The organism is Gordoniibacillus kamchatkensis (assembly GCF_000829455.1).
In the GTDB taxonomy this organism is placed as follows: domain Bacteria; phylum Bacillota; class Bacilli; order Paenibacillales; family NBRC-103111; genus Gordoniibacillus; species Gordoniibacillus kamchatkensis.
Map to the genome: position 1 here is coordinate 1 of NZ_JXAK01000026.1, position 12,440 is coordinate 12,440.

8 protein-coding genes and 2 pseudogenes are annotated in these 12,440 nt (G+C 56.6%); all 10 read right to left on the reverse strand.

All coding sequences use genetic code 11. From position 1 onward, the window contains the following. Window positions 1–906: pseudogene (locus SD70_RS15500) on the reverse strand (ABC transporter permease); the annotation flags it as partial. A gap of 86 nt (window positions 907–992) precedes the next feature. Next, window positions 993–2,663 carry an ABC transporter substrate-binding protein gene (locus tag SD70_RS15505; protein WP_041048452.1) on the reverse strand — a complete coding sequence of 557 codons (1,671 nt, stop codon included), beginning with the start codon at window positions 2,661–2,663 and terminating at the stop codon, window positions 993–995. 46 nt (window positions 2,664–2,709) lie between these two features. Then, complete coding sequence (locus tag SD70_RS15510) at window positions 2,710–3,678, reverse strand: ABC transporter ATP-binding protein (protein WP_041048453.1); 969 nt, start codon at window positions 3,676–3,678, stop codon at window positions 2,710–2,712. Next, the gene (locus tag SD70_RS15515; protein ID WP_041048454.1) at window positions 3,675–4,658 is read right to left on the reverse strand and encodes an ABC transporter ATP-binding protein; all 984 of its coding nucleotides are present in this window, start codon (window positions 4,656–4,658) and stop codon (window positions 3,675–3,677) included. Before SD70_RS15515 ends, SD70_RS15510 begins: the two co-directional genes overlap by 4 nt. A 282-nt stretch (window positions 4,659–4,940) precedes the next feature. Continuing rightward, complete coding sequence (gene aspA, locus SD70_RS15520) at window positions 4,941–6,368, reverse strand: aspartate ammonia-lyase (RefSeq protein ID WP_041048455.1); 1,428 nt, start codon at window positions 6,366–6,368, stop codon at window positions 4,941–4,943. A 6-nt stretch (window positions 6,369–6,374) separates the two neighbouring features. Continuing rightward, window positions 6,375–7,943, reverse strand: coding sequence for an L-glutamate gamma-semialdehyde dehydrogenase (gene pruA, locus SD70_RS15525; RefSeq protein WP_041048456.1), 1,569 nt, complete (start codon window positions 7,941–7,943; stop codon window positions 6,375–6,377). Between the two features lie 17 nt (window positions 7,944–7,960). Then, a complete protein-coding gene (locus tag SD70_RS15530; protein WP_041048457.1) occupies window positions 7,961–8,875 on the reverse strand; it encodes a proline dehydrogenase family protein in 915 nt (304 codons plus the stop codon). A 170-nt stretch (window positions 8,876–9,045) separates the two neighbouring features. Continuing rightward, the gene (locus SD70_RS38115) at window positions 9,046–9,960 is read right to left on the reverse strand and encodes a sigma-54 interaction domain-containing protein (protein WP_231571238.1); all 915 of its coding nucleotides are present in this window, start codon (window positions 9,958–9,960) and stop codon (window positions 9,046–9,048) included. Next, window positions 9,912–10,751, reverse strand: a complete 840-nt coding sequence (locus tag SD70_RS38120; protein WP_231571239.1) for a PAS domain S-box protein — start codon at window positions 10,749–10,751, stop codon at window positions 9,912–9,914. Before SD70_RS38120 ends, SD70_RS38115 begins: the two co-directional genes overlap by 49 nt. Before the next feature lie 180 nt (window positions 10,752–10,931). Further along, window positions 10,932–12,418 (reverse strand): annotated as a pseudogene (gene arfA, locus SD70_RS15540) (arabinosylfuranosidase ArfA). Between the last annotated feature and the right edge of the window lie 22 nt (window positions 12,419–12,440).

A 12,440-nucleotide genomic window follows, 5' to 3' on the forward strand; every position in this document is an offset into this window, starting at 1 on the left:
GAATGACGGGATAGTCGCGGGAACGATCGCTTCGTAAATGTAACGGCCGACCCCGGGCCATGCGAAAATCGTTTCCGTCAGCACTGCGCCGCCGAGCAGCAAGCCGGTCTGCAGGCCGATGACGGTAAGAACCGGAATGAGGGCGTTTTTGAGCGCGTGCTTATAGATGACGAAAAATTGCGACACCCCTTTGGCGCGGGCTGTCCGAATGAAATCGGAGCGGAGCACTTCGAGCATGCTGGATCTTGTCATGCGCGCGATAATCGCCATCGGGATCGTACCAAGCGCGATGCCCGGCAATATCAAATGTTTGATGACCGTCCACACTTGATCCATGCGCCCGGAAATGAAAGCGTCGATCATGTACAAATTGGTAACGGCCTCGATCGGATCGCGCGCATCTACCCGTCCAATGGACGGCAGCCACTGCAGCTTCAGCGCGAACAGCCACTGCTCCATGAGACCGAGCCAAAAGACGGGCATCGATACGCCGATGAGAGCGATAAGCATGCTGGCAAAATCAAACCACGAATTTTGTCTCCACGCGCTTATGATGCCGGCGTTCACGCCGATGACGACGGCGATGAGCATGCTGACGAAAGTGAGCTCCAGCGTTGCCGCCAAATATGGTTTCATTTCCTTGGCGATCGGTTCTTTGGTGCGAATGGAATTGCCAAGGTCGCCGTGAAGCAGATTGCCCAAGTACGCGAAGTATTGGACAGCTGCAGGACGGTCGAGGCCCAGTTCCAGCCGGAGCGCCTGCTTCGCATCCTCGCTCGCCTTCTCGCCGAGAATCGTTTCGGCCGGATCGCCGGGAATCGCGTGAATGATGGAAAAAACGATGATGGTCATGCCGAGCAGCACGGGCACAAGCTGGAGAAGTCGTCTCATCGTATAGGATACCATACCGGGTTCACCTGCCATTCTGAAGACGGTAAATAGGGAGACAGGCGGCGCCTGCCTCCCCATGAACCGCTATCGAGCTCGCTTTATTACTTGAAGGAGACTTTCTCGTACGATTCGCTTCCGGTCGGGGAAGGAACATACCCGTCAATGTTGGCCTTGCTGGCCAAAATCGGCGTAGAGTGCGCGATCGGTGCCCACGGCGCGTCGGCCTTGATGATTTCTTGCGCCTTTTTGTAGTTCTCGGTGCGCTTGGCCTGATCGGTCATCGCTTGCGCTTCGGAAAGCAGCTTGTGCACCTCTTCGTTCATGTAGAACGACTTGTTGTTGCCGCCGGCGTTGTTTTTGTCAAGCAGCGCATACAGGAAGTTATCCGGGTCGCCGTTGTCGCCGTTCCAGCCGAGCATGTAGATGTCGTCCTTCTCGCCCTTCTTCGTATCGTCGAGGTATGTAGCCCATTCCGGGGATACGATCTTCGTTTTGACGCCGATTTTGGCAAAATCTTGCTGGATCGCTTCAGCCACTTTTTTGCCGTCCGGCATGTACGGACGCGCCACAGGCATAGCGTAGAACGTGTATTCGCCCGGGAGGCCGTTCGGGTAACCGGCGTCGGCCAGCAGCTTCTTGGCCTTTTCCAGATCGTAGTCGTAATCTTTAATGTCGTTGTTGTGGCCCCACAGCGATTTCGGCATCGGGTTCACCGCAGGCTCGGCATTGCCGCCGTAGAACGCCTGAATGATGGCCTTCTTATTGACGGCGTAGTTCAGCGCTACACGAACTTTCGCATCGTCGAACGGCTTATGCTTCAGGTTGAAGCCCACATAGCCGACGTTGAACGACGGACGATTGATCTTTTTCAGGTTTTTGTCCGCTTCGATGTTTTTCACGTCGTCCGGATTCACGCCCTCGATCAGATCGAGCTCGCCGTTCTTCAAAGCGGTCAAACGGGCGGAGTTGTCCGGGATGGAGCGGATGATGATCTTGTTCAGCTTCGGGAAGCCTTGCTTCCAATAGTTCGGATTCTTTTCCAGCGTAATGGAGTCATTGCGCTTCCATTCTTTGAAAATGAATGCGCCGGTACCGACCGGTTCCGATTTGAATTTTTCCTTTTTCTCTTGAATCGCTTTTGGGCTGCCGATGCCGAAGGTAGGCATGGCAATGTTTTGCAGGAACGGCGCTTGCGGCTTGTTCAGCGTAAATTGCACCGTGTTCGGGTCGACCGCCTTGACTTCCTTAATGACGTCGTCCTTCGCGCCGCCGAACTGGGACGTGTAATAGTCGAAGGAGTCGCCTTGGAATTTGTACGGGCTGTTCGGGTCTCTCCAACGGTTGAAGTTGAATACGACCGCATCGGCGTTGAAATCGGTGCCGTCATGAAATTTGACGCCTTTACGAAGATTAAACGTATAAACGAGTCCGTCCGGGGATACTTTCCAGCTCTCGGCAAGGCCCGCCTGTACTTCCGTCGTGCCCTCCTTGTATTCGAGAAGAGTGTCGAAGATTTGATGCGTCGCTTTAAACGACTCGCCGTCCGTGACGATCGACGGATCGAGCGCTGCGGAATCCCCGCCGCGGCCGACAATAAGCGTGTCCTGCACTTTCTTGGCGCCGCTGTCCGGCTTGGCGTCCGTTTTCGGAGCTTCCGTCTTGGGCGGCTCTGCCGTCTTCCCGCCGCCGCTGTTGCCGTTGCCGCTGCATCCCGCCAGCACAAGCGAAGCTGCGAGCACGACTGCAGAGACGCCGGTTACCCATTTCTTCATAAAGCTGCCTCCCTTACATCTTTTTTATATGTCGCTCCACTCCGGATTACGGGTAGAGGTGACACGCAACCTGATGACCTTCCGCCGTACGCTTCAAAACCGGCCTTTCTTGCTTGCAGCGCTCGAACGCGGCAGGACAGCGCGTATGGAACGCGCAGCCTTGGGGCGCATTGGCAGGGCTCGGCACATCGCCTTCCAAAATGATGCGCTCCTTTTGCACGAACGGGTCGGGAACCGGCGCGGCGGACAGAAGCGCTTGCGTGTACGGGTGCTTCGGCTCCCGGTACAGCGGCGCTTTGTCCGCTAGCTCCACGATTCGGCCCAAGTACATGACCGCGACGCGGTCGCAAAAATGTTTGATAACGCTTAAGTCATGCGCGATAAATATGTAGGTGAGTCCGAAATTGCGCTGCAGCTCCTGCATCAGGTTCAAAATTTGCGACTGAATGGACACGTCGAGCGCGGAAACGGGTTCGTCTGCAACAATAAGCTTCGGATTGAGCGCCAAAGCTCTCGCGATGGCGATGCGCTGCCGCTGGCCGCCGGAAAACTGGTGCGGGTAGCGGTCCAGCTGCGAGCCGTTCAGTCCGACGACCTCCATCAGCTCGAGCACCTTGTCCTGCCGTTCCTTCTTGCCCGCGGTGCCGTGCACGACAAACGGTTCCTCCAGTATGCGCCGCACCGAATGGCGCGGGTTCAGCGAAGCGAACGGATCCTGGAACACGATCTGCATATTGCGGCGCATGTCCCGAAGCTGCGAGTCCGTCGCCTCCGTCACGTCCTGGCCGTCAAACACGACCTTCCCTTCGGTCGGCTCGATCAGCCTCAAAATCGATCTTCCCGCCGTCGATTTGCCGCAGCCGCTTTCGCCGACAATCCCGAACGTCTCGCCCTCGCGAACGCTGAAGCTGACGTCGTCGACCGCCTTGACATAGCCTGTTACGCGCTGCCAAAACCCGGTACGGATCGGAAAATACGTCTTCAAATGTTCGACTTCCAGCACATGCTTCGTCATCCCTCAGCGTCTCCTTGCTCCAGCCAGCACCGCGACCTGTGATCGTAATCGGCCAGCTTCAATTCCGGCATCAACTCATGGCATTTGTCCATGGCATGCTCGCATCTCGGGGCAAACCGGCATCCTTGCGTAATCGAACCGGGCGAAGGAACGTTGCCGGGTATGGAATACAGTTGCTTTTGCTCGATGTCCATCCTCGGGATGGAGCGAATGAGCCCTTTCGTATACGGATGACGCGGATCCCGGAAAATGTCCTTCACCGGCCCTTCCTCCACCACTTTGCCCGCATACATGACCGCAACGCGGCTGCACATTTCGGCTACGACGCCAAGGTCGTGCGTGATGAGCATAATGGCCGTTCCCGTCTCCCGATTGAGCTTCTTCATCAGATCGAGAATTTGGGCTTGAATCGTCACGTCGAGCGCCGTCGTCGGCTCGTCGGCGATGAGCAGCTCGGGCTCGCAGCATAAGGCGATCGCGATCATGACGCGCTGCCGCATCCCTCCCGACAAGCGGTGCGGATATTCGTCCACAATCTGTTCGGGACGGGGAATCCCGACTCGGTTGAGCATGTCGATCGTGTACAGCCGCGTGTGCTTGCGGCTTGCTTTGCGATGAAGGCGGTACGCCTCCCCGATCTGCTCCCCCACTGTCAGCAGCGGGTTGAGGGAAGTCATCGGCTCTTGAAAGATCATCGAAATTTCGTTGCCGCGAAGCATTTTCATCCGTTTTTCTTTGGCCGTCGTCAGCTCCTCGTCTTTATAACGAATAGAGCCGCCGGCAATTTTGCCGGGAGGCTGAGGGATGAGCTTCATGATCGAGAGCGACGTAACGCTTTTGCCGCAGCCCGATTCCCCGACGACGCCCAAAATTTCGCCTTTCCGTATGTATAAGTCGACGCCGTCGACGGCGGGTACTTCGCCGCGATCCGTCAAGAAATGTGTCTGGAGATCCCGGATTTCCAGTAACACGTCTTTCACTTTGCTGTCGGTCCCCCTCAATTAACAGATGCCGCTGAAATAGAAATGAAATTAGTGGATGTAAGCGCATTCAGAATTTTTGTTAAACATATTGTGCTTGAAGGGAATGCGGAACGAGTCCGTAATGAAAGAGGCAGCTTCGTGTGGAATTAATTGACAATTGGTTATTTATTATATTGTAAAGCTTTATTTTCCAATTCGTCAACAGAAAAGGTTGAAAAATCTATAAATTCAAAATAGACCTTATTCCGGCAGGCGGAATAAGGTCTATTTTGGTAACAATCATTGCTTGATCAACAAACTTGCGCCGGCGATGCCCGGCTTGGTCATTTCATAAGGATCGAGAATAAGATCGAGCTCGTCCTCCGTCAACACCTGATAAAGCAGGCACAATTCGCGGACGGACTTGCCGGTGGTGATCGCCTCACGGGCGATTCTCGCCGCCGTTTCGTAGCCGAGATGCGGATTGAGGGCGGTGATGATTCCGACGCTTTGCTCCACATTGGTCCGGCATGTTTCGACGTTCGCTTCGATCCCGTCCAAGCAATGCGTTCGGAACACTTGGAACACGTTCGTCATCATGCTCAGCGACTGCAGCAAATTGAATACGAGCACCGGCTCCATCACGTTGAGCTCCAGCTGCCCCGCTTCGGACGCGAGACAAATGGTGTGATCGTTGCCGATCACTTGAAACGCCACCTGGTTCACGACTTCGCACATAACCGGATTGACTTTGCCCGGCATGATCGACGAACCCGGCTGACGCGACGGCAGGCTGATTTCTCCCAGTCCCGCGCGCGGACCGGAAGCGAGCAGGCGTAGATCGTTCGCTACTTTGGACATGTTGATCATGCAAATTTTCAGGGCAGCCGACACTTCGGTGTAGGCGTCCGTGTTTTGCGTGGCGTCGACCATATGTTCCGCGCTGCGCAGCGGGTACCCGCTGATCTCGGCCAAGCGCTCCACCGCCTTGCGGATGTAGCGGGGATCGGCGTTGAGGCCGGTCCCCACCGCCGTCGCTCCCATGTTGACCTCGTACAGATGCTCCTTCGTTTGCCGGATCCGCTTGATGTCCCGCTCCAGCGCTTTGCCGTAAGCGGCAAATTCCTGGCCGAGCCGGATCGGCACCGCATCCTGCAAATGCGTCCGGCCCATTTTGATGACGTGGTCGAACTGCTGCGCCTTGGCCCGGAACGACTCGAGCAAAGCTTCCATCGCGATGAGCAGCTTATCGATCAGCATGAGCGAGGCGATATGCACCGCTGTAGGAAACGCATCGTTCGTAGACTGAGCTTTGTTTACGTGCGAATTCGGGCTCAGCAGGAAATAGTCGCCCTTCGCCTCTCCCAGCAGCTCCAGCGCGCGGTTGGCGATCACCTCGTTGGCGTTCATGTTGAGCGACGTGCCCGCTCCGCCCTGGATCGGGTCGACGATAAACTGATCGTGCCATTTGCCGGCGACAATCTCTTCGGCCGCCTTGACGATCACGCCTGCGAGACGCGGATTCAGCTGCTTTACTTCCATGTTGGCCAAAGCGGCAGCCTTCTTCACCATCGCCAAAGCAACGATCAATTCCTCGCGAATCCGGTAGCCGGTAATCGGGAAATTTTCAACCGCCCGCAAAGTTTGAATGCCATAGTACGCATGCGACGGCACTTCTTTCTCGCCCAGAAAATCTTTCTCGGTCCGCACGTTGCCGCTCGTCGCCATGATGGATTACCTGACCTTTCTGGACGTAGCTTTCGCTTGGGTAAAGAGCAGCAAGTAGTCGTGGCCGCCGGCTTTCGAATCCGTGCCGGACATGTTGAATCCGCCGAACGGATGAACCCCGACAAGCGCTCCCGTGCACTTCCGGTTCACATACAGATTGCCGCAATGCATTTCCTCCAGCGCAGCTGCGATCCGGTCTTCGTCCGAAGAGAAGAAGGAACCGGTCAACCCGAACTCCGTATCGTTGTACATCGCAATCGCTTCCCGCCAATCTTTGGCTTTCGCCATCGCCAGCACCGGCCCGAAAATTTCTTCCTGCATGATGCGGGCTTTGCCGTCCACGTCGGCGAATACCGTCGGCTGGATGTAATAGCCGTCGCCGCCGGCCTTCGCTCCGCCGGCAACGAGCCGTCCTTCGCCTTTGCCGATTTCGATGTACTCCAAAATTTTGTCGTACGAGTTTTTGTCAATGACCGGCCCGACGGCATAATTGTGCTCGGGCAGCCCGATCTCCAGCTTTTGCGTAAGCGCGGCGACTTTGCTCACCAATTCGTCGTACACGGGCTCCACCACGATCGCCCGCGAACCGGCCGAGCATTTTTGCCCTTGGAAGCCGAATGCCGAAGCGACGATCGCCGCCGCGGCAGCGTCGAGATCGGCCGTCTCGTCGACGACGATGCCGTCCTTGCCGCCCATTTCCGCGACTACGCGCTTGATCCAAATTTGTCCCGGAGCGGTTTCTGCCGCGAGCCGGTTTATGCGCAGGCCGACTTCTTTCGAGCCGGTGAAGCTGATGAACCGCGTCTTCGGATGCGCCGTCAAATAGTCGCCGATTTCCGCGCCGCTACCGGGGACGAAGTTGATGACGCCGGCGGGAAGCCCGATTTCCTCCATGAGCGCCACGAATTGATAAGCGATTACAGGCGTTGTGGAAGCCGGCTTCAGCACTACGGTGTTGCCGGATACAACGGCTGCCGTCGTCATGCCGACACAAATCGCCAGCGGAAAATTCCACGGCGGAATAACGACCCCGACGCCGAGCGGAATGTAGGTCAGACGGTTGTCCTCGCCGGCGATTTTCGTCAGCGGCTGATGAACGTTCGTCTCGCTCAGGCGGATCATTTCCCTGGCGTAAAACTCCATAAAGTCGATCGCTTCCGCCGTATCCGCATCCGCCTCGGCCCAGTTTTTCCCCGCTTCCAGCACCATCCATGCGGAAAATTCATGCTTGCGCCGGCGCATCAGCTCCGCTGCTTTCAACAAGTATTCGGCGCGCTCTGTTGCCGGCACCTTTTTCCACGTTTCGAACGTCTTCAGCGCCTCTTGCATCGCTTGTTCCGCCAGCTGCTGCGTCGCTTTGCTCATGTTGCCAATCACTTCGCCGGTGTTGCCCGGGTTGATGGAGACGATTTTGGCATCCGTCACGATTTTTTCGGCGCCGATATGAAGCGGATAGTCGCGGCCCAGCTCCTGTTTTACTTTGGCTATTGCCGCTTGCATCGCCTGTTTGTTTTCTTCCTTTGTGAAATCGGTGAACGGTTCGTTTTTGAACGGGCCTACTGTCGTTGTCATCATCTTCTATCACGTCTCCTCTACTTGAACAAATTTTTGAGCACAAACCATACGTTGGCGGGGCGTTCGGCCAAACGTCTCATGAAATAGCCGAACCAGTCGACGCCGTAAGGGACGTACACGCGGACTTTGTATCCTTCCTGCACGAGCCGGCGCTGCAAATCTTCGCGGATGCCGTACAGCATCTGAAATTCGAAGCGGTCGCCAGGAATGCCGCGCTCGCGAATATACCGCTTGGCGTCCTCGATGATCTGCTCGTCGTGACTGGCGATCGCCGTGTAGTTTCCATTGTCCAGATGCAGCTTGATCAGCTTTTTGTAGTTGGCGTCCACATCCGCTTTGTCCGGGAAAGCGACTTCCGCAGGCTCCTTGTACGCCCCTTTCACCAGGCGCAAGTTGGCGCGAATGTCGTTCAAGTCGCGGATGTCTTGTTCCGAACGGTACAAATACGCCTGGATGACGGTTCCAACGTTATCGTATTCCTGGCGCAGCTCGCGGAGTATGTCCAGCGTAACCTGGCAGTGGGAATAGTCCTCCATATCGATGCGGACGAAATTGCCGCGGGACTTCGCACAAGCCAAAATAGAGCGCATATGCTGCATACACAGCTCCTTGCTGATGTCGAGCCCGAGCGAAGTCATTTTCAGCGACAGGTTGGCGTTTACCCCGGCCTCTGCAATCGCTTCCAATGTTTTGATACACATCTCTGCCGCTTCTCTCGCCTCCGCTTCGCTGCTCACGAACTCGCCCAGATGGTCGAGCGTCGCGATTCTGCCGTCGGCGTTCAGCGTCCGCACCGCCTCTATCGCTTGCCGGATCGTCTCGCCCGCGACGAACCGGCCGGCTCCGAAGCGCAAGCCGTACCTTTTCGCCAGCTTGTGCGCGGCGGCATTTTTGCCCAGAGACTGGAACACGTTTCTCATCAATGTTTCCATCTTGATGCCTCCGTCATATTCGGGGTGCAGTATTGTTCATTCCATGAACACTTTTGTATATTGTACGACTAAATTATACAATCGAGAACACATTTTGTATATACCCTGCAAAATAAAAAACGCCCCGTCTGTCGGAAACCCGATCAGGCGGGGCGCTAACATAGCGCATCTTAAACGTCGATGTCGTACTCTTTCATTTTTTTATAGAGCGTTCCCCTGGAAATGCCTAGCAGCTTGGCCGCGGCGCTTTTGTTGCCGTACGCTTTGCGCAGCGCCTCGAGAATGATGGCGTCCTCCTTCTGATTGAAGGAACGCAGCTTCAGCGTGCCCTCTTCCTCGTCGCCTTCGTTATCGCCCGCAGCGGCCGCAGCTACGCCCGGAGGCAAATGGCCGAGCGCGATCGTATCGCCGTCGCACAAAATGACGGTGCGCTCGATGACGTTGCGGAGCTCCCTGACGTTCCCCGGCCAGTCGTAATTCATGAAAGCCGTCATCGCATCCGGATCAATACGCGGCATCGGTTTATGGTACCGGTCGCAAAATTCGCGGATAAACGCCTGCACGAATTCGGGAATATCTTCCGCGCGTTCGCGCAGCGGCGGGATTTCGATGCTCATCGCGTACAGCTGATAAAACAGCTCTTCGAGGAAAAGCCCTTGCTCCATGACCGGCAAAAGCGAAGACTGCGCCGCGGCAATGATTCTGACGTCCGAGGAAATGGGCTCGTTCGCGCCGGTGCGATGAAACGACTTATGCTTCAAATAATGCAGCAGCTTCAGCTGAATATCCGGCGGCATCAGTCCGATTTCCTCAATAAACAACGTTCCGCCGTCCGCGAGCTCCAGCTTTCCCGCCTTCCCGAGGTCTTCTCCTTCCCCGCTGCTGAACGCTCCTCCCGAATACCCGAACAGCTCGCTCTCCAGCAGCCCTCCGGGAATCGCCCCGCAATGCAGAGACAGGAAGGGACCGTTTTGCCGCTTGCCGCTGAAATGGATCGCCTGGGCGATCATCTCTTTGCCGGACCCCGTCTCCCCGATCAGCAGCACGGGCGTACTGAAATCGGCGAATTTGCGGGCGACCTCCAAAGATTGCTTGAAGGCGACCCCCATGCCGATAATGGAGGAAAACGGCTCGTCCTGCCCAGATCTCGGCGGGCCGCGGCGTACAGCTCTTCGTTCAGACGGACGATCCGGGTAATATCCTGTTCGGTGGCGACGCCGCCGATGATCCGGTTGTTGTCGGTGATCGGCGAGGCGCTGATCAGCACATGGGTATTCGGAGCGGGCTGATGGTACGCTTGCCGGACCGTGCGCCCTTCGTCCAAAATTTTATGCAGCATAACCCGCTCGCTGGCAAAATGCTCCCCGATCTTCCTGCCGACGATTTGCTCCTTGCCGATGCCGTACACTTGCTCCGCCGTCTTGTTCCAATAGATGACGCGGCCTTCGCGGTCCACAACCGTTACGGCGTCGTTCACCGTTTCCACCAGCGTATCCAAATAAGAAGTGAGCTGCTTCTTCTCGCTTAGCAGGCAGCGGATCATCGCTTCCGGCGTGACGATGCCGGCGATAGCGTCCGGCTGTTCGCGAATGACGACAGGCCGCCCCCAATCCGCGTCGCTTAGCTCCGCAAGCCGATCCCACCCGCATACGGCGGACGAAGGCCAATCGTTTAGACGAAGCCACGCCTCTGCAGTCATATCCGCATCGGATGAGCTCAGCCGCGCCTGCTCCGTACGGGCGATTACATAGACGAGGTCGCTTTCAACGACAGCAAAACGATGATGCTGGAAACAATCCGTTATTTTAGCCAAAGGCGTATGTGGTTCGAGGCGAATCAACGATGTTTCGACGGCAAGTTGTTCAAAATTGAACATCTTCTGTGTCCTCTCGTGCATGTGTTTCTTTATAAGTTATCATAGTTGAACAACCAAATCCATCGGCAAGACGCAGGCTGCAATCTGTTTCCTTATGCAGGCACGGTCGCCCCTGTCGCGACGTCCGCGGTACTAATAGTTGTTCCCTCGAAGCCCTTCCCTCTTAGCCGAAGAGTCGATTTATTTTTTCAGGCGGATGACGTTCCAGGAAAACTTCGGAAGCCGCGCCGATACGATGCCGTCTCTCGCCTCCGCATCCCCTCTGCTGTGCGGGACTACGCGGTTCGGATCGTCCGCCGTGTTGGCCGCCTTCGGATCGCCGTGCTCCAGCACCAGATGCTCGACTACCTTATAGCCGGCAAAATGGCGCATGTCGCACTCCAGCAGCAGCGGCTGCTCCAGATCGCGGTTGACCGCGAAGATGGTCAGCTCTTCGTCCTCTTCGTTATAAACGCCGATCGCTTCCAAATAAGGGACGTCCGTAAAATCTTTGCTGTCGTATTTCGGGGACGAAATGACCGGGTTCAGCGCCACGCCTCTGCCGTACACGGACGCGTGCATATACGGGTAAAAAATCGTTTGCCGCCAAGCTTCCCCGCCCTTCGCCGTCATGATCGGCGCAATGACGTTGACGAGCTGCGCGAGGCAGGCGATTTTGACGCGGTCGGCATGCCGCAGCAGCGTTATCAGCATGCAGCCGACGACAATCGCATCTTCGAACGTATATACGTCTTCCAGCTGCGGCGGGGCGATTTGCCAAGGCTCGCGCTTGCGGTCCGCTTCGTTGGAGTGATACCATACGTTCCATTCGTCGAACGACAGATGGATCGTTTTGCGGCTCCGTTTTTTCGCTTTCATGTAATCGCAAATAGCGGCGACGGAGCGGATAAAATGGTCCATGTCCAGCGATCTGGCGACAAAATTGGCCGTATCGCCGTCGCGGTTGCCGTAATACGTATGCAGCGAAATATACTCCACATGATCGTATGTATGGTCGAGCACCGTCGCCTCCCAGTCGGCGAACGTGTTCATGGAGCTGCTCGAGCTGCCGCAGGCGACGAGCTCGATCGTCGGTCGACCCATTCATCACCCTGGCCGCCTTCCGTGGCGATGCGCCCGTATTCGGCGGCCGTCTTATGGCCGATTTGCCACGGGCCGTCCATTTCGTTGCCGAGGCACCACGTCTTGAACTTGTGCGGTTCCTTATACCCGTGTGAGGCGCGCAGATCGCTCCAGTACGTTCCAGCCGGGTGATTGCAATACTCGACGAGATTTCTCGCGGCATCGACGCCGCGCGTCCCGAGGTTGACCGCCATGTTCACTTCGGCGCCGGCCTTTCTCGCCCAAGCGGCGAATTCGTTCGTGCCCACTTCGTTCGTTTCGATCGTCCGCCAAGCGAGCTCCAGCCGCCGCGGCCGGCTTTGCTTCGGCCCGATGCCGTCCTCCCAGTTGTAGCCGGACACAAAGTTGCCTCCGGGGTACCGCACGAGCGGAACGTTCAGCTCCTTGACCAGATCGATCACGTCTGTGCGGAACCCTTGCTCGTCGGCGGACGGATGGCCCGGCTCATAGATGCCTTCGTACACCGCCCGACCCAAATGCTCGATGAAAGAACCGTAAATGCGCCGATCGATCGCTGAAATGCGGTAATCTTTGTCCAGAATCATCGTTGCTTTTTTTACGGATGAC